Here is a 21,726-nt window from a genome sequence, read left to right on the forward strand (position 1 = left end):
CGCGATGCAGTTTCGTCGCGAAACGATCGATGGAAGCGTGCATCCGGCCGGATCCCCTCTCGCCGGACATCCCCTCTTTGCCAGCAACGATCTCGACGAAGCGCGCGAGAAGGTCGCTCGGGTGTTCTGTCCGCACAAGCTCGATGTCGTCGGCAAGGGCAATCTGCGCGCCGAGCACAATCGTGTGCCGGGCGAGAACCTGTCCCTCAACTATCTCGAATACGGCGCAAAGACGCTGATCTCGCCGGGCGAATTGCAGTCCTTCTACCTGGTCCAGATTCCGCTGAACGGCCACGCCGCCATCGCCTGCGGGCCGGACCGATACTATTCCAGCGCGCGCGCCGCGGCGGTCCTCAATCCGCAGCATCCGGTTTCGATGATCTGGGAAGCGGGCACGCGCCAGGTGCTGGTGCAGATCCGACGCGAGGCGCTGAACGCACATCTTGAGCAGTTGCTCGACATGCACGCCAACCGGCCGCTCGCCTTCGAGGGCGCGCTGGACATCTCCAGCGGTCCGGGGCGTTCGTTTCGAAACCTCGTGCTGCATCTTGTGTCGGAGATCGACACCGGCGATTCAGCTTTCGGCGCGCCCGGCCTGATGAACCGCCAGATCGAGCACACGCTGATGACCGGGCTGATCGAGGCGCATCGCAACAATTATTCCCACTTCCTCGGCCGACGGCCGGGATCGCCGGCACCACGCCACCTGCGCCTGGCTGAATCCTTCATCGCCGCCAATCTGGATCTGCCGCTGACGATCGAGGACATCGCCAATGCGGCCGGCACGACGCCGCGGACGCTGCAACTGGCGTTCCGGCAGTTTCGCGGCACCACGCCGCTGGCGTTCTGGCGCGACCGGCGGCTGGCCTGCGCCCACAAGGCGCTGATGACCGGCCAGCCGGGAACCTCCGTCACCGATGTTGCGACCCAATGGGGGTTCACGCATCTCGGCCGCTTCTCGCAGACCTACAAGGCCCGCTACGGCCGCTCGCCCAGCGACACGCTGCGCGCCGCGCTCGGCACCGACTGGAGCGACTGAGCGCTTCGGGCAGGCCGGCGCTTGTTAAGACCGTCCATTTGCGTCTATGTGCGCGGCCACGCCCTGATGGGCCGCCGAGACCTAGAGATGCGAGGGGAGAGACGCATGGAAAAGATCTTCAAGACCAAACGGATGCTGCATTTCGGAGACTGCGACATCTCCGGAACCGCCTATTTCCCATCCTACCTCAACATCCTGAACGGCGTGAACGAGGAATTCTGGGCGCATATCGGCTATCCGTGGCACAAGATCATCTGGGAAGAGCGCTGGGGCACGCCGACCGTCCATATCGCGAGCGACTTCTCCAGCCCGTCCTTTTTCGGCGACGAGTTGGAATTCGAACTGACGGTAACGCGCGTCGGCCGGTCCTCGGTCACGGTGCATCACGACATCAGTTGCGAAGGACAGAAGCGTTGGTCGAGCACGCAGGTGCTGGCGGCGAGCGATCTCGACAAGCACTGCTCGATCCCGTGGCCTGCGGACGTCAAGGAGGTGTTGTTGTCGCTGCTGGTCGAGCCCGAGGAGAAATAGGCCGCACGCCTACTTCGGCGCCATGCGCAAGGCGCCGTCGATGCGGATCGTTTCGCCATTCAGCATCGGATTATCGATGATCGAGAGCGCCAGGCGGGCGTATTCGTCCGGCTGGCCGAGGCGCGACGGAAACGGAACGGCCGCTCCCAGGCTTTCCTGCGCGGCTTCCGGCAATCCCTTCAGCATCGCCGTTTCGAAGATGCCCGGCGCGATCGCGCAAACGCGGATGCCGAGCTGGGCGAATTCGCGCGCGGCCGGCAACGTCAGCGCAACCACGCCGCCTTTCGACGACGCATAGGCCGTTTGGCCGATCTGCCCTTCATAGGCTGCGACCGACGCCGTGTTGACGACCACGCCACGCTCTCCGGTGTCCAGAGGCTCAAGCTCGCTGGCCGCTTCGACGAAAAGGCGCATGATGTTGAACGTGCCGATCAGATTCACCTCGATCGCGCGCCGGTAATCGTCAAGCGGCATCAGTCCGGATCTTGAGAGCACTTTCTTAGCAGGCGCGACGCCGGCGCAATTGACGAGGATGCGGGCCGGACCATTCGCTTCTGCAGCCGTGTTGACCGCACTGGCGCCGTCGTCGGCCGACGACACGTCACACTTGATGGCGAAGCCTCCGATCTCGGCGGCGACTGCCTCCGCGGCTTCGATGTTGAAATCAAGCAAGGCCACTCTCGCCCCGCCGCGCGACAACGCCCTTGCCGTCGCGGCTCCGAGTCCTGATCCGCCGCCGGTGACCAGCGCTGCCACTCCATCCAGTTTCATGGCTCGTCTCCCTCAATCCGTTCAATCGCCTGCTCGCGCAACAGGATCTTCTGCACCTTGCCCACGGTGTTGACCGGCAGGGTCTCCGCGATCATCAGACGCTCGGGAAACTTCTGCTTGGCGAGACCCAGGGCATCAAGATGCGCAATCATGTCGTCGAAGGAGAACGCCTGGCCGTCCGCCGGGATCACATAGGCGACGACCATCTCGCCTCGCTCGCGGTCCGGTACGCCGACCACGGCGGCCTGTCGGACAGCGTCATGACGGGACAGCGCATTCTCGATTTCCAGCGGGCTCAGATTTTCACCCTTGCGGATGATGATGTCTTTCGTCCGGCCAGTGATCTGGAGATAGAGACCGTCGACCTGCCGCCCGAGATCGCCCATCATGAAGAAGCCGTCTTCGGTGAATGCGCCTTCGTCGTCTTCGGCTTCGAGGTAGCCCAGAAACATGCGCGGCGCCCGGACCGCTATCTCGCCGGAACACCCCTCGGCGACTGGCTTGCCTTCGCTGTCGAGGATGCGAAGTTCGGCCTCACATTCGCCGTCAGTGTCGGCGTGTAGGGCAGCATCTTCACGGTCGCGAATGCCGGGGCAGACCAGTGGCACCTCCGAAGAACCGTAGGCTCGCGAGACAACCGCATTTGGAAATCGCTCCAGACCACGCCGGACAAGCTCTGGCGGCACGCTGGCGCCACCGCAAATGAAGCGGCGCAATCCAGGAAGTCGGGTGCCTGCCCGCACGGATGCTTCGATCAACCCTTCCAGGAAAGGTGTCGCCCCCGCCATGAAGGTGCAGCCTCGGGATTCAATGTCGGCGATTGCGCGGTCCGGGCTCCAGCTTTCTGCCAGTACGACGCGGCACCCGGTGATCCAGGGAAACTCGAAGGCGTAGATCGAGCCGCCGATATGGGCGATCGGCGATGGGACATAGAGCCGGTCCTGCGTGCCGACGTCCCAGAATGCCGCGACCATGCTAATGATCGCATCAACCGAGGCATGGCTGTGCAGCACACCCTTTGGCCGTCCAGTGCTCCCGGAGGTAAAGAGGATCATCTTCACGTCGTCGCCATCCGGCAGGCGCGGCGACGCCGACGGATGATCAAGCAGGCTTTCGAAGCTTTCTGAACCCGCCGCTCCGCGCACTGTGAAGACATGTGCCGGCGGGCGCGCGAGGCCCGCAACCTGTCCGGCAAAGTCCTTGCCGCGATACGTTTCGGGCACGAAAATCGCCCGCACGTCACAGGCCGGAAGGATCGTCTCCAATTCGGCAGAACGGTAGATCGTCAACAGGGGCACAACGCGGAAGCCGAACAGGCAAGACGCAAGATTGATGACGCAGGCTTCCCACCAGTTCGGCAGTTGGAAGGCTATTGCATCTCCTGGCGCAAGACCGCGCTCCAAGAGCGCACCGCCCAGCCTCAAGGCTGCGTCGAGCATCTCCGCCCGGCTGAACTCGCGTTCGCCTTCAACCACGACGATATGGTCGGGCGCCTCGCGCGCCTTCTCAATGGCGATAGCGCCGACGCTACGACCGGAGGCTCGCCCTAGGCGACCGGCCCGACGCAATTCGTCCAGCCTCTTCTCAAGAACGGTCATCGCGGATCACCTGCGAACAGGAGAACGCGGCCGCGTATGCGCCATACGTGCATCATGACTTTTTCGCGGTGATTTTTGTCTTGATCGCCTGTACCGCATCCCGATGCGCCTGCGACCGCTGCGTCAGCGCTTCATAGGCCATGCCCGGATCCATCAGCGCATGGGCGACACGCTTGAGCTCGATATTGACAGTGGTCTTGGTCCAGCGGATCGCCTGGGTCGCCCCGGCGAGGAGCCGATCGCAAAAGGCGTCCACACGTGTATCGAGGTCACCGGCTGAAACGGCGTGGTTGATCAGGCCTATCGCAGCCGCCTCGGGGGCCGGAATGAGATCACCGGTGAGCAAATACTCCTTGGCGCGCGCGAAACCGATCAATTGCGGCCAGATCACCGCTCCGCCATCGCCAGCCACCAGTCCGACATTCACATGTGGGTCGCCGATTTTTGCTGTCTCGGCCGCGAATATCACGTCACAGAACAGGGCGATCGTCGCGCCGAGACCAACGGCGTGACCATTGATCTTCGCTATGACCGGCTTCTCGATGTCGAGCAACGAAAAGACAAGGCGCTTGGCGTCGGCAGCCTCCGCTTCGAAGAGCGACGGGTCGGCGATGCAGTTTTCCATATGCTCGAGGTCGCCGCCGGCCGAGAAGGCTCGGCCCTCGCCAGTCAGCAGCACCACGTCAGACCCCGGATCCGAGGCCGCAAACCGCATTGCCTCCACGACCTCGCGATGCATTGTCGCGTTGAATGCGTTGAGAACGTCCGGACGATTGAACGCCACCGTCAAAAGCCTGTCTCGCCTGGTGACGAGCAGCGTCTCGAATTCTGGCAAAACGCTCATGCCTCCCCCCAGCGCCGGACCGAAGCCAATTGCATGTTCCCAAGCGCTCCACCAAGCGACGATCGCAGGAGCCGCGCCCGATAGGTCCAGCGATGGAGCGGGTGCTCCAAGGTAAGCCCCATCGCGCCCATGAACTGGTGCAGATCATACACAATGTCGGTCGATGCATCCTGCACGTAACCAAGCGCGGTGGCGCTGTCGACGGGGTCCAAGCTCTGGGCGGCCTTCAGGACAAGCAAACGGGCCGCTTCAATGCTCGACGCGGCTCCGGCCAGCCTGTGCTGGATAGTCTGGAAGCTGCCAAGCGGCCGACCGAACTGTTTGCGATCGCGCACATGGGCAAGCACTGATTCCAACCCGCCCTTCAGTGCGCCGGCCAGTTCGGCCGCAATCGCGATGCGCCAGTTTTCAGACACCAGGTGCGGATCCGCGTCGATCTTCATCCATTGGATGGGCGCGTCTCGAAGGACACCCATGGGATACGCGAATATGCTCTCGACCGGCTCCACCATCATCGGCTCGATCAGTGCGGCGCGCACGCCATCCTCACCGATGTGCAGGATCGAGCGCGCGACGGGGAGGAAGCGAACTGCAGACGCTTCGTCCTCGATCACCGCCAGCGGGCGCGGCAAGTGCGGGAAAAACTGCGGGCGCAGCAATGACGAAGCGGCGCATTCCAGTGTTACCGGCAGGCTGGCAAGGCAGAACACCATGTCGGCAGCGGCGACGGCTCCCAAGTCCTCTTCGGCAGCACAATCGAAGAAACCGTTCTCTTCCAGCAGTTGGTCGAACTCGGCCGACCAGTCGAAGCGAACCCAGTCCTCACCGGCGCGCCAGCCGGCCCCGCCGGACCCCATCATCTGCTCGAGGACGGTGAAGAACGTGGACTGGTCCTCATTGGGTTGGAACCGCATCAGCAGGCCTCCCTCGGAAGATCGAGATGCCGGCGCGCAACCAGGCTGAGCTGGATTTCCGCCGCTCCTGCCGCAATTCCGGCAACGATTGCCCGCTCATGATGCGCAAGATGCGCGGGATGACCAGTTCCCGAAAACGTGTCGGGCAGGAAATCGAGCCCGAAATCCGTGACGGCATGGTCGGCCCTGATCACTGCAACGCGCGCGATATTGGCGTCAGCGTCCGGGTCCCGACCATTGGCCAGTTGGTCGACCACGCGATAGACCAGCAGCCGTGCGGCTTCGCAGGCTGCGTGCGCGGCGCCAGCCCTTGCCTGGACAGCACTGTCCCGGAACTGGCCGCGCTGCTTGAGCGCAGCGACCATGTCGCCAAGCACTCGAGACGAGAGCTCATAGCGGGGAATGCCCACTCTTTCGTTGGCCAAAGAGTAAGTGATGATCGACCACGCCTCCCCTTCCCCCCCGAGCCGGGACGTCGCGGGAATGCGGACGTCTGTGAAAAAGGTCTCGTGAATGTCGCCATGTCCGATCAGGCTGGGGATCGATCGTACCTCGATCCCATCGGTCGACATCGGCACCAGGAAGATCGTGATGCCCGACTTGTCACCCGGCGCGCCTGCGGTTCGCGCGAGCAGGAAGCAATGCTCGGCCAGGCCAGCATAGGACGTCCAGATCTTGCTGCCGTTGATCACATAATGGTCGCCGTCGAGGACCGCGCGAGTGCGGAGCGCAGCAAGATCGGATCCGGCATCCGGCTCCGAAAAACCCTGACACCAGATCGCGGCACCGGCGGCCATCTGGGGAATGAAGGCGCGTCTCTGCTCTTCGCTTCCGAAGCGCATCAGCGTTGGGCCGATCCAGTTCACATTCATGTACTGGGCGCCACGTGGCTCTCCAGCGGCCCACATCTCTTCGCCGAGAATGAAATGTTCCCAAGTGGACAGCTCCCCGCCGCCCCACGCCGTCGGCCAGTGCGGCACGAGGAGACGGGCTGATGCAAGCTTCGGGCAAAATTCAAGGCTGAACTCCGTCTGCTCCTTCGACCCGGGCCCGTGCCGACGAATCTCATCCCAGTCGGACGGCAGCTCCTGCGCCAGGAAATCCCGGACACGCGCCCGAAAAGCCTGGTCTCTGTCGGTCCATCCGAAATCCATTCCGCTTTCTTCCCTCCACATTATGGGACGCATATCGAATTCGATATGGAGCGCCATAACTGCCCAAGGCACCCTATCCTGTCAAGGAATTAAAGCGCGCACTCCCTTGCGAGGCATCCCAGAAAGGACTAGTTCAGCATATAAGGGCGAGGGGAGTTGGATCGATAATCCCATATTGTAGGAAATGTATCCTGAGCCATTTGCAACAATGCACAACGGAGGAGGAAGCGAAGTGTATCATGGCAGGCACCCGCCGGCGGCGCGCCACGACCGGCCGTTCAGCTTCGCGATCAGACCATGCAGCTAGATTTCTCACCCGAAGACGAAGAATTCCGAACTGCCGCTCGCACATGGCTTGCAGGCAATGTCCCTCAGCAGACCTCCCCGCATGAAGGGCAGGCTGCCCGCGACTATGCAACGGACTGGTTGGCGCGGTGCCATCGCGACGGATGGGCCGGGATTGCCTGGCCCGCAGACTATGGCGGGCGGGGCCTGTCACCCGAGCGGCTGGTTATTTGGTACGAGGAATATGTTCGCGCACGTGCGCCCTCTGTGCTCGACTGTACGTTCGTCGCCTTGAACCATGCCGGACCAACCCTCATCGCGTGCGGCACCGACGAGCAGAAAGCGTTTCATCTACCCCGGATTGTCTCCGGCCGGTCGATATGGTGCCAGGGTTTCTCCGAACCGAACTCGGGCTCCGACCTCGCGTCATTGTCGACGAGTGCAGTGATCGACGGCGATGTCCTCGTCGTGAATGGCCAGAAGATCTGGAGCAGCTATGCCGACATAGCCGACTTCCAGGAACTGCTGATCAGAACCGATTCGACATCGAAGCGTCACAAGGGCCTCTCGTGGGTGATCTGCGACATGAAGGCGCCCGGCATCACGGTGCGGCCGATCGAGAACATGGCTGGTGTCTGCCATTTCGCGGAGGTGTTCTATGACGACGTGCGAATTCCGCTTTCGAACGTGGTCGGCGACCTAAATGACGGCTGGCGCGTGGCGATGACAACGCTCGGCTTCGAGCGCAAGACAGCGGCCATGGGGCTGCAACTCGATCTGTCGGTCAGGATCGAGGATCTGATCGCACGCGCGGACGCCGCCCCAGGTTCAGCGACGGCGGAGAGGCTGGGCCTGTTGCGCGCCCAGGCCGCCGCCTTGCGGGCGATGACGTGGCGAACCCTTTTCCGGGAGCCCGCCACAGTGTTCGACGGTTCGCTTGTCCGGCTTCGCTTCGCAGAACTCGCCCAACACATTCACCGTCTTGCAATGGACATTCTCGGGCCGGACGCGCTGCTCATGAGCCAGCCGACGCACGACTATCTCGAAGCCTACAGCGAGACGATCGCCGGCGGGACGGCAGAGATTCAGCGCAACATCATCGCCGAGCGTATTCTCGGCCTGCCGCGGGAGTAAGCGACCGTGACCTGCAATCTCAATCGATCGGAAGATCAACGCCAGATCCTCGATGCGGCCGCTTCGATGCTCGACGCTGATTTCGATGTGTCGCGCGATCTTGCCGCGGACCGGGACCGCATGGCCAAGATCGCGGAATTCGGCGCTTTCTCTCTCGCGCTGGACGAGCAGTCTGGCGGGGCCGGGTTCACCCTCGTGGAAGAGGCATTGCTGCACGTTCAATTCGGCCGACACATCATATCGACGCACAGCATCGCCGCACCGATCGCCGCGCGGCTAGCCGCCGAATCCGAATTGATCGATCTGGTCGGCGATGCTGTGGCTGGGGGGGTGTTGTGCGGTGGTGGCGGTCGTCTAATTGACGGGGCAAACGCCCGGTTTGCCTTGGTTTTTGCGCCCGACCGGTTGCAGTTGATCGACATCGCGAAGACGACGGTGGTGGCGAACAATCCCGGTTTCGGGCATTTCGTGCCGATCACGGACGTGGCGTTCGACGAGGATGCGATCGTTGCGACGAGCGACAGCCGGCACCTGCTCGACATCGCGGCACTGCTGGTTTCCGCCCAGTTGCTCGGCATCGCGGAGGCCACGCGCGACCTCGCCGTCTCCTATGCGGGCGTCCGGCGCCAGTTCGGCAAGCCGATCGGCGCGTTCCAGGCGATCAAGCATCACTGCGCGAACATGGCGATCGGGGCGGAGATGCTGTCGGCACAGCTGGACATGGCGGCCATCGCGCTGCGCGACGGGCGCGACGACGCGACTTTCCAGGTCGCCGCCCTGCGCCTGCTGGCGCCGCAGGTCGCGCTGGAGAATGCGCGGCTGTGCATACAGATTCACGGCGGCATGGGATTTTCGGCGGAGGCGGACGCACACCGCTTCCTCAAACAGGCACATGTGCTGCGCCTGATCGGCGACGCGGCTCCGATCCTCGACCTCGAATCGCCCATGGCGCCATACAAGCCGCGACTGGGAGGCTAGACATGCGCGTTGCGATCATCACCGGAGCGTCGAGCGGTATCGGGCTGGCGACGGCCAAGGCGTTTCTCGCCGAGGGCGTCGCCGTCGTCGCCGTCGGGCGCGATCCCGACAAACTGGCGAACATGGAAAAAGCGTGCGCGGACTTCGACGCGCCGCTTGCGACAGCGGCCCTCGACGTCACGCATGCCGACGCGCCGCGGCAGGCCGTCAAATGCGCGATGGACACGTTCGGCCGGCTCGATCATCTCGTCAACAATGCCGGCATCGGCAGCCCGAAGCCCATCCACGAGACGGATGACGAGACGCTGGACCATTTCCTCGACCTGATGCTGCGCGCGCCGTTCCGCATGTGCCGCGAGGCGCTGTCCGCCTTCGGCGCCGAGGCGACGATCGTCAATGTGAGTTCAACCTATTCGCTGGTCGGCGGACTGCGCGGCGGCGCCTATTCGGCGGCGAAGGGTGGCATCAACGCGCTGACGCTGCATCTTGCCTGCCAATACGGCTCGTCCGGCATCCGCGCCAACGCCGTGGCGCCCGGCGTGATCCCGACGCCGATGACGTTTCACCGGCTGGAGGACGAAGGCTTTCGCCGGATGAACACGGACATGACACCGTCGGCGGGCATGGCGACACCCGAGGACGTCGCCAACGCGATCCTGTTCCTGTCTTCGCCGCAGTCGCGCTGGATCAACGGACAGGTGCTGGCGGTGGACGGCGGCTGGTCGACCACGAAGTTCCTGAGCGAGGAGGCCCTGACCGCCGAACGCAGGATGACGACGCCCGACTGGACCCATTCCGGCCGGCCACGCGCCGAGCCGGAATAGGCCCCGGGCGCGTCAGTTGCGCAGCGGCTTTCCCGTCGTCAGGAAATGCCCCATCCGGTCGCGCGTCTCCGGTGTCCGGGCGAGCCCGACAAGCGCTTCGCATTCCAGGCGCATGAGATCGTCTTCCGACTGCAGCCGGGACGGATCGCCGTCGGCACCGCCGGTCAGGACCTCTGCGATCGCACCCGCGACGCGCGCGTCGGTCTCCGTCAGCCGGCCCGCGGCAACCGCGCCACGAACATTCGACATCAGGCTCAACCAGCCCGATCGCCCCGTCACCGGGATCATCGCCCGGTCCGGCGCGGCGTAGCCATCCGCCATCGCGATCGCCCTCGCCCGCGCTGTTGAGAACACGTCGTCGCGATGCATCACGATGTCATCGCCCGGGCGCAGGAAGCGGTGTTCGGCCGCTTCCGGAGCGGAGCCCGAGACGTATGCGCCACGCACGAGCTCGAATGCGGACGCGGCCGCCGCGAGCGGGCCACCGGTTCCTCCGCCGGCCTGGGTGCGGAGCAGAAGCTGGGTGCAGCCGCCCCAACCGGGCAGAACGCCGAGATTGGCCTCCGGCACGCCGAGCCGCGCCTCCGAATGGGCGATCACCGCATCCGCGTGCAGGCTCAGTTCGCATCCGCCCCCGAGCGCCACACCCTGCACCGCCGCCACGACGGGCACCGAGGCGTATTTCAGCGCGAGGAACAGTTCCTGCCCGCGGCGGATGAAGCGATGCAGACCGGCAAAGTCGCCCTGCTCGATGACGCTGTAGAAATGGCCGAGATCGGCCCCCGCGGAAAACGCTCGCGGTGACGCATTGGCGATCAGGAGGGCGCGGTATCCGGCACCGGCGCGCGCCACCGCCTGTTCGAGAATGTCCTGAACGGCCGGGCTGATGCTGTTCATCTTCGTGTGGATCTCGAAAACGGCGATCCCGTCGCCGATGTCGCGTAACGACGCGTCCGGGTTCCCGGCGATCTCGTCTGCCCCGGACAGGAGCGCGGCAACGGAAACAGCCTCACCCTTTGGCGAAGTCCGATCGACCGGCCCGGCTTCCAGAAGCGCAGGCACGGCAAGGCCGAGGCTCTCGATGCTGGCGCACACCGTATCCAGCCCCGCCTTTTCGGCCAGTTTCAGAGGCCCTTCGCGCCACGAATAGCCAAGTTGCATGGCGACATCGATGTCGGCGGTCTCGACCGCGATGTCCGGACCGTGCGTGGCGGCATAGGCGACCACGCGGGCGAGCACCGCCGCTGCATATTGCCCGAGCGGACCGTCATCGGCGAGGAGCGCACGCACGTCCCGGCCTCCGCCGGGCAGCGCGTCCGGCGCCAAGGCCTGCTGTGGCCGATACTCGCCGTTTGCAAGATCGAGGACCTCGCGCGAGCCGTCCTTGTTCTTGCGATAGAAGCCGGCCCCCGTCTTTCGACCAAGAGCACCGGCCGCAATGAGCCTTGCGGCGACATCCCATTTCGGCAGGTCGAACGCATGCAGTTCGTCGGTTTCCGGCAGGGCGTCGGCCAGGCTCCCCCAGACGGTCGGGATCAGATCGATGCCGATCAGGTCCATCAACCCGAAGGCGCCAGTGCGGGGAATGCCGAACACGGTCTGGACCGCATCCGCCTCCTCGATGGAGAGCCCGCGGCGCGCCGCCTCGAGGATCGCGACGGCAATCCAGAAACACCCGATCCGGTTGGCGATGAAGCCCGGCGTGTCGCGACAATCGACGGCAGTCTTGCCGAGGGCGTGCCTGGCAGCGGCGCGCACCGTCTGTTCGACCTGCGTCGAGGTTTCCGGTGCGATCACCAGTTCCAGCAGTTCCATCACCCGGGGCGGATTGAAGAAATGCGTGATGATGAAATCGCGCTTGAATGCCTCGGTGGCGCCTTCGACGAGCGCCGCACGTGGGATGGTGGAGGTGTTGGACGCGACGATGCTGCCCGGCTTTCTCAGGCCTTCCAGCCGCGCATAGAGCTTGCGCTTGATGTCGAGGTTCTCGATCACGGCCTCGACGATCCAGTCGGCCTGCGCGACGCGATCGAGATCGTCCTCGATCGTGCCAGGCTTCACCAGCTTCGCTGCCGACGCGGTCATAAAGCCGGCCGTCTTCAACTGGCGGGCGATGCCTGCCTTCGCCGGCCCCGCACCGCCGTCAGCGTCCCTGATGTCGAGAAGATCGACGGGAATGCCGGCATTGGCGAAGTGCGCAGCGATACCGCTGCCCATCGTTCCCGCGCCGATCACCGCGACGCGCCGGACACCTGTTTCCATCGCCCCGAGGGCGACCCTGCCTGTCTCAAGACTTGCCATCATGCAGCTTCCAGAACCATGGCGACGCCCATGCCGCCGCCGATGCATTGGGTGGCGAGACCGTACCGGCCACCGTCGCGCTTGAGCAGCGTCGCACATTTGCCGACGAGCCGGGCCCCGGTCGCGCCGAGCGGATGGCCAAGCGCGATCGCCCCGCCATCGCGATTGAGTTTCGCCGGATCGATCTCCAGCGCCCGACGACACGCCTCGGCCTGGGAGGCGAAGGCTTCGTTCATCTCGACCACGCCGACATCGTCGATGGTGATGCCGGCCCGCTGCATCGCCTTGCGGGAGGATTCAATCGGGCCGAGGCCCATGACGCCCGGCTCACAGCCGGACACCGCGAAACCGGCGACGCGTGCGAGCGGCTCCAACCCGTTGCGCTTGAGGAAATCCTCCCCGCAGACGAGCACGGCCGCCGATCCGTCCGTCATCGGAGAGGACGAGCCGGCGGTCACGCTGCCGCCTTCGAGGAACACCGGCCTGAGATCGGCCATCTTCTCCATCGGCGTGTCGCGCACGCAGCCGTCGTCCGATACGACCATGCCGCCGATGTCGTAGGGGGCGATTTCCGCCGCAAGCCGTCCGTCGCGCTGCGCGGCGAGCGCCTTCTGGTGGCTGTCATAGGCGAAGCGGTCCTGGTCTTCGCGCGTCACGCCGCACTCGCGGGCAACACGTTCCGCGGTCAGACCGACGCTGACGTAATCATCAACCTGCTCCGGGCTCCAACCCGGAGGCGGCAACAGGTTGAAGCCCATCATCGGCACCCGCGACATGCATTCCGTTCCGCCGGCGACAAAGGCCTCGCCGGCCCCCATGAGGGCCATGCCCGCCGCGATCTGCACCGCCTGCACCGAGGAACCGCACCAGCGGTTGACCGTCATGCCGCAGGTCGTCACGGGCAGCCCGGCTTCCAGTCCGACCACACGGCCGAGATTGAGCCCCTGCTCGCCTTCCGGAAACGCGCATCCCCAGACGACATCCTCGATCTCCTCACCGGCGACGCCGGTCTTGTCGAGCAGCGCCCGCACCACATGGGCGCCGAGCGCTTCGGGCCGCACGCCGGCCAATGCGCCTTTTCGCGCGAAGGTGAATGGGCTGCGGACATATCCCGCAACATAGGCTGTCGTCATCGTTGGTCCTCCATCTGGCGCGATGCCATTGGTCATGGTTGTCGTTTGCGGGGTCAGGTCCCGCTGAAGTCCGGTTTCCGGCGGGCGAGAAAGGCCGCGAGCCCTTCGCCGAAATCCTGTGTGCCCGCCGCCGCCACGAAAGCCGCCCGCTCCCGTTCGAGCTGCTCGGCGAATGTGCCCTGCTCCGCCAGCAAGGCCCGGCATGCAGCGAAAGCAAGCGTCGGCCCGGCGGCGAGACGACTGACGCGCTCCGCTACCGAAGCCGCGAAGGTCTCGTCGGGATAGACCGCGCTGACGAGGCCCATCTCACGGGCCGTGGCCGCGTCGATCAGCGGATCGTCCAGAAGCAGTTCGAGCGCGCGCGCCGGTCCGATGCGGCGGGCGAGAGACCATGTCAGCCCGCAGTCAGGCGTTCCGCCGAGCCGGGTGTAGGCGACCGAGAACCTGGCCCCCTCGGCGACGAGAACGAAATCGCCGCACAGAGCCAGCGCGAAGCCGGCGCCAGCCGCGACGCCCTGCACCGCGGTCACCACCGGAGCGGCGCAATCGCGCAGCATCAGGACCGCCGCGTGCATCGGTTCGAGGATCGCGTCGATCTCGGCTGCCGGCCCGTCGGGACCGCCGAACGACTTGACGTCGCCGCCCGCGGCAAAGGCCCGCCCGGCCCCCTCGATCACGATGCAGCGCAAGCCGTCCCGCTCGACGGCACCGCGCACGGCGCCCAGGAAATCCGCCGCCATCACGCGGTCGATCGCGTTCAGCGCATCGGGCCGGTTGAGCGTGATCCGGGCGATGCCCGTCCCGGGATCGAAATGCGACAGGACAAGCGGATTAGCGGTCATCGGGGCCTCCCAGCGGATCGGCGCTCTTCGTCAAACGGGAGCGATCTTGTTTACGCGTGTGTCTGGAACTTACTCGTGAGTAACGTATTGCGCATTCGGTCGTCAATCGAAGGCTCCGTGTCGGTCAATCCGGGATCACCTTTCCCGGGTTCATGATGTTGCGGGGGTCGAAGGCGTGCTTGATCGCGGCCATGAAATCGGTCCCGTTCCCATGCTCGTGGCGCAGCATCGCCCGCTTGCCCTGGCCGATGCCATGTTCGCCCGTGCAAGTGCCGTCCATGGCCATCGCGCGGCGCGACAGTCGCTCCAGAACACCTTCGGCGCGCGCAAGTTCGTCCGCATCGTCCGAATCGACGAAAAGCGCGACGTGGAAATTTCCGTCGCCCACATGGCCGAGAACCGGACCGTAGAGGCCCGCCTCGGCAATGTCGCGCTCGGTTTCCGCGACGCAATCGGCCAGCCTTGAGATCGGCACGCAGGCGTCGTTGGCGATCGTGCGCTTGCCGGGCGCGGCGGCCTGCATCGCGAAATAGACGTCGTGACGCGCCTTCCACATGCGCGCGCGGTCCTCCGGATCCGCCACCCATTCGAACCCGGAACCGCCGGTCTCGGCGGCGATCTCGCCGAAGAATTCGGATTGTTCGCGCACGCCCGAGGCGCTGCCGTGAAACTCCAGCAGCAACAGGGGCGACGCCGAGAATCCGGTGCGCGAATAGGCGTTGACCGCTTCGACGCAGGACCGATCCATCAACTCGATGCGCGCAACCGGAATGCCGGCCTGCATGGCCATGATCGTCGCGTTGCATGCCGCCTCGACATCGGGGAAGGAACAGACCGCCGAGGCCATCGCCTCGGGAATGCCGTAGAGCCGAACCGTCAGTTCGGTGATGATGCCCAGCGTGCCCTCCGACCCGACGAGCAGGCGCGTAAGATCATAGCCGGCGGAGGACTTGCGGGCGCGTCCGCCGGTCCTGATCGCCGATCCGTCCGGCATCACGGCCGTGACGCTGATGACGTTCTCGCGCATCGTGCCGTAGCGCACCGCATTGGTTCCGGAGGCGCGCGTCGCCGCCATGCCGCCAAGCGAGGCGTTGGCGCCGGGATCGATCGGGAAGAACAGCCCGGCGTCGCGGAGGTGGACGTTCAGGGCCTCGCGGGTCACGCCCGGCTGGACGACGGCGTCGAGATCTTCGGCGTTGACCTTGACGATAGCGTCCATCCGGCCGAGATCGATGCAGAGGCCGCCCGCCGGCGCATTGACGCCGCCTTCCAGCGAGGTTCCGGTCCCGAACGGGATGACCGGGACATGCTGAGCGGCGCAGACCCGGACGGCTTCCTGCACCTCTTCCGTCGAGTGCGCGAAGAAGACGGCGTCCGGCGGCTGGTTCGGGATGTAGGTCAGGGTGTGGCCGTGCTGCTCGCGTAGCGCCATGCCGGTCGTCAGCCGGTCGCCGAACCGCTGCCCCAGTGTGGCGATCATCGCCGCGATGCCGCTCTCGTTGCGTTGAAGCGGCTGGACCTCGCGCAGCGCCATGCCCGTCCCTCCCTTCGGCCGGAACGCCTCAGCGCCCCTGTACGAGTTCCCTGGCGATGACCATGCGCTGGATGTCGCTCGTGCCCTCGTAGATCTTGCAGACACGCACGTCGCGACAGATGCGCTCGACCGGGAAGTCGGCGACATAGCCGTAGCCGCCATGGATCTGCAGCGCCTGCGAGCAGACGCGTTCCGCCATTTCGGAGGCGAACAGCTTGGCCATGGACGCGGCCTTCAGCGCCGGCTCGCCTGCGCCGCGCAGGGCCGCGGCGTGGAGCACCAGTTGCCGCGCCGCCTCGACCTCCGTCGCCATGTCGGCGAGTTGCGCCGCGATCACCGGGTGTTGCGTCAGCGTCACGCCGAAGCTCTCGCGCTCCCCGGCATAGTCGAGCGCGGCCTCCAGCGCGGCCCGCGCCATGCCGACGGATTGCGCGGCGATGCCGATCCGGCCGCCCTCGAGGTTGGACAGCGCGATCCTGTAGCCCTGCCCCTCCTCGCCGAGACGCAGCCCGGCGTCGATCTCCATGTCCTCGAAGACGATCTGTGCCGTGTCCGACAGGTGCTGTCCGAGCTTGTTTTCGATATGGGCGACCGTGTAGCCGGGCGTCGCCGTCGGCACGATGAAGGCGGAGATGCCGCGCTTGCCCGCCTCCGGATCGGTCACCGCAAAGACGATCGCGACGTCGGCGTTCTTGCCCGAGGTGATGAACTGCTTGACGCCGTTGATGACATATTTGTCGCCCGAGCGCCTCGCCCGCGTCCGGATCGCCGAGGCGTCGGAGCCGGCATGCGGCTCGGTCAGGCAAAAGGCTCCGAGCCATTCGCCGCGCGCCATCGGCCCGAGAAAGCGCTCCTTCTGCGCATCGCTGCCGAATTTCAGGATCGGACCGCATCCGACCGAATTGTGCACGCTCATGACGGTCGAGAGGGCGCCGTTGCCCGCGGCGATCTCTTCCAGGGCGATGGCGTAGGCGACCAGGTCGGTCATCGAACCGCCCATCTCCTCGGGAACCAGCATGCCCATCAGGCCCAATTCGCCCATTTCGGCGATCCGGTCGCGCGGGAAATGCCTGGTCGCATCCCATTCGGCGGAATGCGGCTTCAGCCGCTCCTCGGCGAACCGGCGCGCCATGTCGCGGATCATCACATGCTCTTCGGACAGCAGCATGATACGTCCTCCCCCGGCCCGCTCAGGCCAATTCGACAGCGATGGCGGTCGCTTCGCCGCCGCCGATGCAAAGCGACGCGACGCCGCGCCTGAGGCCGCGCGCCTTCAGGGCCGAGATCAGCGTGACGACGATCCGCGCGCCGGAACAGCCGATCGGATGGCCGAGCGCGCAGGCGCCGCCATTCACGTTCACCTTGTCGTGCGGCAGGTCGAGGTCGCGCATCGCCGCCATGGCGACCACGGCGAAGGCCTCGTTGATTTCGAACAGATCGACATCGTCGGCCGTCCAGCCGGTTCTTTCGAAGAGCTTGCGGATGGCGAAGACCGGCGCGGTGGTGAACCAGGCCGGCTCCTGTGCGTGGCTGGCCTGGCCGCGGATGAATGCCAGCGGCGCCAGCCCCCTTTCGTCCGCAACCGACCGGCGGGCCAATACGAGCGCGGCAGCGCCGTCGGAAATGGATGACGAATTTGCAGCCGTCACAGTGCCGCCGTCGCGGAATGCGGGCTTGAGCAGCGGGATCTTCTCCGGCTTCGCCCGTGACGGCGCCTCGTCGTCGACGACATCCCCGACCGCGACGATCTCCTGCCTGAAGTCACCCTCGGCAACGGCCCTGCGCGCACGGCTGAGCGATTCCAGCGCGTAGGCGTCCTGATCTTCACGCGTGAACTGGTAGTGCTCCGCTGTGTCCTCCGCGAAGGTGCCCATGGCGCGCCCCTTGTCATAGGCGTCCTCGAGCCCGTCCAGGAACATGTGGTCGTAGATGCGGCCATGGCCGGCGCGATATCCGCCGCGCGCCTTGTCGAGCAGGTAAGGCGCGTTGCTCATGCTCTCCATGCCGCCGGCGACCACGATCTGCGCCTCGCCACCAACGATCTGGCCGGCGGCCAGCATGGTCGCCTTCATGCCGGAGCCGCAGACCTTGTTGACCGTCGCGCAGGGCACCGACAGCGGCAGCCCGCCACCCAGCGCCGCCTGCCGCGCCGGCGCCTGCCCCAGCCCGGCCGGCAACACGCAGCCCATGATCACCTCATCGACATCGTCGCTGCCGACACCCGATCTCTTCAACGCCCCCTCGACAGCCCTCGCGCCAAGCGCAGTTGCCGTCTCTCTGGACAGCGCTCCCTGGAATGCCCCCATCGGCGTTCGGCACGCGGACAGGATTGCGACCGGATCGGACTGGTCTTGCATTGGAAACACTCCTGCAATGGCTGTTTGACAGTTTCTTACTCATGAGTATCATATCTACCTGTTGGACAAGCACAAGCCTGAATCGCACGCTCGACCGACGGCACAGGCAACAACGACCGGACAAGATACGATGACATCCCAGGCGGCCTGCTCACCGTGGCTCAAGCCCGAAGAACGCAAGCGCGAGCGCAACGAAAAGCGCGAGGCCGTGCTTTCGGCGGCCGTGAAATCATTCAATGAACAGGGGTTCAGGGCGACATCACTCGACGATGTCGCGGCATCGCTGAACGTCACCAAGCCAACGATCTACTATTACTTCAAGACGAAGGACGACATTCTGTTCGAATGCGTCCGCAGGGGGCTCGAGGGCATCCGCGACGCGGCGGAGGCTGTCGAAGCGACCAACGGCGCGGGCATGGACCGGCTGCGCGCCCTGCTCAACGACTATGCCGTGACCATGACCAAGGATTTCGGGATGTGCGTCATCCGAACGTCCGATCACGAACTGACGCCCGAAAGCCGGACCAAGTTCCGCGGATTGAAACGCGAGATCGACGAAACCATCCGCCGCGTGATCGAGGACGGCATGGCCGACGGCTCGATCGCGCGCGGCGACGCACGCATCGCGACCTTCACGGTGACGGGCGCCCTCAACTGGATCGCCAAGTGGTTCGATCCGTCGGGGCCGCTGTCATCCGAAGACGTGGCCGCCGCTGCGGTCGAGACGCTGATGGCCGGCCTTGCGCCCCGCCACGCCGGAACGGAGACCGACTGATGCCCCTGCCCAAGACACTGGACGGCCGACTTCGCCTGCCCGCCATTTCCGCGCCGATGTTCCTGACGTCCGGGCCCGATCTGGTCGTTGAAGTCTGCCGGTCCGGCATTCTCGGCACCTTCCCCGCGCTGAACCAGCGTACCACGGAAGGGTTCGCCGACTGGCTTGCGGAAATCCAGACCCGGCTGGCCGCCCACGAGGCGGCCGCGCCCTATGGCGTCAACCTGATCGTGCACAAGTCCAATCCGCGGCTCGAAGCCGACCTGCGCGAAGTCGTGCGCCACAAGGTGCCGCTCGTCATCACGTCGCTCGGCGCCGTTTCGGAACTGGTGGACGCCGTCCATTCCTATGGCGGGCTGGTCTTCCATGACGTGATCAATCGACGCCATGCCGAAAAGGCTGCCGCAGCCGGCGTCGACGGCCTGATCGCGGTCTGCGCGGGTGCAGGAGGCCATGCGGGCACGATGAGCCCCTTCGCGATGGTCGAAGAGATCCGGTCGTTCTTCGACGGTGCGATCGTGCTGGCAGGCGCCATGAGCACCGGACGCCACATCGCCGCCGCGCGGATGATGGGCGCCGATCTGGCCTATCTCGGCACACGGTTCATCGCGACACGCGAAGCGATGGTCGGCGACGCCTACAAGCAGATGATCGTCACGTCGGGCGCGTCCGACATTCTCTACACGCCGAACATCTCGGGCGTGCATGCGAACTTCATGCGGCCGAGCATCGCCGCGGCGGGGCTCGACCCGGACAATCTTCCCGCCCATGCCGAACTCGACATGCAAAACGAGGCGAAGGCGTGGAAAACCGTCTGGTCCGCCGGTCAGGGCGTCGCTTCGATCGGCGACATCCTGCCTGCCGCCGAGCTTTGCGAGCGCCTCGTCAAGGAATATGCGGTAGCGGCTTCGGCCTTCTGCGCCACGCCGCTTCCGGGATGAGCGCGCCGGAAGCGCGCCTCACCAGAATGGCATCGTGTCGGCGTCGAGCTTCAGCTCGATCAGAAGCGGCCGGTCACGCGTCTCGACCGCCTGACGCACAGTTTCGAGATCCTCGACACGGCGCACCGTCACGCCGCGCCCGCCCAGCGCGTCGGCCAGCGGAGCAAAGTCCGGCCAGTCGAACCGGCTGAGCGCGGTATCCATCTGCTTGTCACGCAGGATCGCGAACTCGGCGCCGTAGCAGCTGTCGTTGCACAGAATGACGATCAGGTCCGTGCCGTGACGGACGGCGGTGTTGAATTCCGTCAGGCCGCCCAGCATGAAGCCGCCGTCGCCGATGGTCAGCACGACAGGACGCGCCGGTTCCGCCGCGGCTGCGCCGATCGCTTGGGGCATGCCGAGACCGATCGAGCCGAAACTTGCCGTCTGCACGTAGAAGCGCGGATGCGGCACGTCCAGATACTGCATCGCCTTGACCATGTGACGGCCCGCATCGGTGACCAGCAGCCTGTCCGGCGGCAGCAAGTCGTTCAGCCGCACGAGCATGTCGATGTAGTCCAGTGGCGCGCCATCCGAACTGTCAGTTGGCCTGGGCGACGGGAGTTCGGCCAGCCCCTTTGGCTCAAGTTCGCCCCGGAAACCGGACGGCGGAATGTCCGCCTCGTCGAGCCAATAGAGGATCTTCTCCACCGTCTCGGCAACGCCACCGACAAGCCCGACATCCGGCGTGTGACCACGCCCGATGCCGCTTGCGTTGGCCGCGACCTGCACCACGCGCTTGCCGTCGACGAATGCGCCCTCGGACGTCGTGTGGAAGTTGAGCCCTGCCCCGAAGGCGAGAATGCAGTCGCTCTTCATGATGACGTCGATGGCGGCGGGGGCGCTGAGCGTCCCCATGATGCCGAGATTGTAATCCGCATCCTGAAAGAGGCCCTTGGCGCGCAATGTCGTTGCGACCGGCGCCTCTATTCTTTCGGCCAGACGCAACAGGGCGTCGCGCGCCGCATCGTCGATCGCATCTCGCCCGGCAAGCACGATCGGCCGTTTCGCTGCGGCGATGATGCCGATGGCGTTGTCCAGATCGTCTCCGGCCGGCGTGATCGAGGGCGCGGAGAACGCGACCGGCACGTCCTCGATCCCGGTTTCGACGCCTTGACGCTGGATGTCGGTTCGAAAATTGAAGGCGATCGGTCGCCGCTCCGCCTCGGCACGGCGGATCGCGCGGGCGAGATCCGTGGCAGCCGTCTCCGGCTTGTGCAGTTCCTCGAAGCCGGCCCCCGTTGCGAGGATCACGTCGCGCTGCGAGATCTTCTGCAGGTTTTCGCGATCCCCATGGGCCGTGTCGCCGCACAGCAGGACCATGGGCGTTCCGGCCTTCACGCCTTCCGCGAGCGCCGTGAGCGTGTTCGTCAGGGCGGGCCCGTGCGTCACGGTTGCAAGACCGGCCCGGCCGGTCACGGACGCCAGACCGAGCGCCATGAGCGCCGCGCCGTTTTCGTTGGCCGCGGCGATGAAACGCCCGCCATGCGCGGTCACGAACCGGTCCACCAGATAGACATTCGCGTCGCCCGTGACGCCGAACAGCGGACCCCGTCCGCTGTCGGCGAGAACGCGGGCGAGCACTTCGAAGACCTTCATACTTGCCATATCTTCCCCTCCCTGCCGCTTCGGCCCTACAGCGCCTTTTCGAGCTCTGGCAGGACCTCGAAGAGGTCTGCGACGAGGCCGTAATCGGCGACCTGGAAGATCGGCGCTTCCTCGTCCTTGTTGA

Annotated in this window: 19 protein-coding genes and 1 pseudogene; 7 read left to right on the plus strand and 13 right to left on the minus strand. The window is 65.4% G+C overall.

The window, feature by feature from the left end:
* Nucleotides 1-4: 4 nt before the first annotated feature.
* Complete coding sequence (locus MRY80_RS13630; RefSeq protein ID WP_293291570.1) at nt 5-1,039, plus strand: AraC family transcriptional regulator; 1,035 nt, start codon at nt 5-7, stop codon at nt 1,037-1,039.
* 105 nt (nt 1,040-1,144) lie between these two features.
* Nucleotides 1,145-1,570 (plus strand): thioesterase family protein, encoded by a 426-nt coding sequence (locus MRY80_RS13635; protein WP_293291571.1) that lies wholly within the window; start codon nt 1,145-1,147, stop codon nt 1,568-1,570.
* A 9-nt stretch (nt 1,571-1,579) separates the two neighbouring features.
* Here MRY80_RS13635 and MRY80_RS13640 read toward each other — a convergent pair whose 3' ends face one another.
* Genes MRY80_RS13640 through MRY80_RS13660 form a run of 5 tightly spaced genes read right to left on the minus strand, consistent with a single transcriptional unit; the run spans nt 1,580 to nt 6,851 of the window.
* A complete protein-coding gene (locus MRY80_RS13640) occupies nt 1,580-2,341 on the minus strand; it encodes an SDR family NAD(P)-dependent oxidoreductase (RefSeq protein WP_293291572.1) in 762 nt (253 codons plus the stop codon).
* Nucleotides 2,338-3,939: an AMP-binding protein gene (locus MRY80_RS13645; RefSeq protein ID WP_293291573.1), complete on the minus strand. Its 1,602-nt coding sequence runs from the start codon at nt 3,937-3,939 to the stop codon at nt 2,338-2,340. The genes MRY80_RS13640 and MRY80_RS13645 overlap by 4 nt, the downstream gene beginning before the upstream one ends.
* A 52-nt stretch (nt 3,940-3,991) precedes the next feature.
* A complete protein-coding gene (locus tag MRY80_RS13650) occupies nt 3,992-4,783 on the minus strand; it encodes an enoyl-CoA hydratase/isomerase family protein (protein ID WP_293291574.1) in 792 nt (263 codons plus the stop codon).
* Entirely contained in the window at nt 4,780-5,697 is a 918-nt protein-coding gene (locus tag MRY80_RS13655) for an acyl-CoA dehydrogenase family protein (RefSeq protein WP_293291575.1), read from the minus strand. The genes MRY80_RS13650 and MRY80_RS13655 overlap by 4 nt, the downstream gene beginning before the upstream one ends.
* The gene (locus tag MRY80_RS13660; protein ID WP_293291576.1) at nt 5,697-6,851 is read right to left on the minus strand and encodes an acyl-CoA dehydrogenase family protein; all 1,155 of its coding nucleotides are present in this window, start codon (nt 6,849-6,851) and stop codon (nt 5,697-5,699) included. The genes MRY80_RS13655 and MRY80_RS13660 overlap by 1 nt, the downstream gene beginning before the upstream one ends.
* A 297-nt stretch (nt 6,852-7,148) precedes the next feature.
* On the opposite strand from MRY80_RS13660, the gene MRY80_RS13665 reads away from it, so the two are divergent.
* The 3 genes from MRY80_RS13665 to MRY80_RS13675 are packed head-to-tail and all read left to right on the plus strand — an operon-like array spanning nt 7,149 to nt 10,072.
* Complete coding sequence (locus MRY80_RS13665) at nt 7,149-8,270, plus strand: acyl-CoA dehydrogenase family protein (RefSeq protein ID WP_293291577.1); 1,122 nt, start codon at nt 7,149-7,151, stop codon at nt 8,268-8,270.
* A 6-nt stretch (nt 8,271-8,276) separates the two neighbouring features.
* Nucleotides 8,277-9,248, plus strand: a complete 972-nt coding sequence (locus MRY80_RS13670; RefSeq protein WP_293291578.1) for an acyl-CoA dehydrogenase family protein — start codon at nt 8,277-8,279, stop codon at nt 9,246-9,248.
* Between the two features lie 2 nt (nt 9,249-9,250).
* Nucleotides 9,251-10,072 (plus strand): SDR family oxidoreductase, encoded by an 822-nt coding sequence (locus MRY80_RS13675; protein ID WP_293291579.1) that lies wholly within the window; start codon nt 9,251-9,253, stop codon nt 10,070-10,072.
* A 12-nt stretch (nt 10,073-10,084) separates the two neighbouring features.
* On the opposite strand, the gene MRY80_RS13680 is transcribed toward MRY80_RS13675, so the two are convergent.
* The 6 genes from MRY80_RS13680 to MRY80_RS13705 form a co-directional block, all read right to left on the minus strand.
* Nucleotides 10,085-12,376 carry a 3-hydroxyacyl-CoA dehydrogenase/enoyl-CoA hydratase family protein gene (locus tag MRY80_RS13680; RefSeq protein WP_293291580.1) on the minus strand — a complete coding sequence of 764 codons (2,292 nt, stop codon included), beginning with the start codon at nt 12,374-12,376 and terminating at the stop codon, nt 10,085-10,087.
* Nucleotides 12,373-13,506: a thiolase family protein gene (locus tag MRY80_RS13685; protein WP_293291581.1), complete on the minus strand. Its 1,134-nt coding sequence runs from the start codon at nt 13,504-13,506 to the stop codon at nt 12,373-12,375. The genes MRY80_RS13680 and MRY80_RS13685 overlap by 4 nt, the downstream gene beginning before the upstream one ends.
* A gap of 53 nt (nt 13,507-13,559) precedes the next feature.
* A complete protein-coding gene (locus MRY80_RS13690; RefSeq protein WP_293291582.1) occupies nt 13,560-14,348 on the minus strand; it encodes an enoyl-CoA hydratase-related protein in 789 nt (262 codons plus the stop codon).
* Nucleotides 14,349-14,472: 124 nt separating this feature from the next.
* Nucleotides 14,473-15,882, minus strand: coding sequence for an FAD-linked oxidase C-terminal domain-containing protein (locus MRY80_RS13695; RefSeq protein WP_293291583.1), 1,410 nt, complete (start codon nt 15,880-15,882; stop codon nt 14,473-14,475).
* A gap of 28 nt (nt 15,883-15,910) precedes the next feature.
* Nucleotides 15,911-17,050 (minus strand): acyl-CoA dehydrogenase family protein, encoded by a 1,140-nt coding sequence (locus MRY80_RS13700; RefSeq protein ID WP_293291584.1) that lies wholly within the window; start codon nt 17,048-17,050, stop codon nt 15,911-15,913.
* A 22-nt stretch (nt 17,051-17,072) separates the two neighbouring features.
* On the minus strand, nt 17,073-18,239 hold the full coding sequence (locus MRY80_RS13705) for an acetyl-CoA C-acyltransferase (RefSeq protein ID WP_293291585.1): 1,167 nt from the start codon (nt 18,237-18,239) through the stop codon (nt 17,073-17,075).
* Between the two features lie 130 nt (nt 18,240-18,369).
* Between MRY80_RS13705 and MRY80_RS13710 the strand changes: the two genes are divergently transcribed.
* Both MRY80_RS13710 and MRY80_RS13715 read left to right on the plus strand, forming a co-directional pair.
* A complete protein-coding gene (locus tag MRY80_RS13710; RefSeq protein WP_293291586.1) occupies nt 18,370-19,014 on the plus strand; it encodes a TetR/AcrR family transcriptional regulator in 645 nt (214 codons plus the stop codon).
* The gene (locus MRY80_RS13715; RefSeq protein WP_293291587.1) at nt 19,014-19,955 is read left to right on the plus strand and encodes a nitronate monooxygenase family protein; all 942 of its coding nucleotides are present in this window, start codon (nt 19,014-19,016) and stop codon (nt 19,953-19,955) included. Before MRY80_RS13710 ends, MRY80_RS13715 begins: the two co-directional genes overlap by 1 nt.
* A gap of 18 nt (nt 19,956-19,973) precedes the next feature.
* Here the strand turns inward: MRY80_RS13715 and MRY80_RS13720 are convergent, their stop codons facing one another.
* Complete coding sequence (locus MRY80_RS13720; protein WP_293291588.1) at nt 19,974-21,602, minus strand: thiamine pyrophosphate-binding protein; 1,629 nt, start codon at nt 21,600-21,602, stop codon at nt 19,974-19,976.
* A gap of 26 nt (nt 21,603-21,628) precedes the next feature.
* Nucleotides 21,629-21,726, minus strand: a pseudogene (locus MRY80_RS13725) (electron transfer flavoprotein subunit alpha/FixB family protein); the annotation flags it as partial.

The sequence above is a fragment of the Oricola sp. genome (assembly GCF_022763245.1).
Lineage (GTDB): Bacteria > Pseudomonadota > Alphaproteobacteria > Rhizobiales > Rhizobiaceae > Oricola.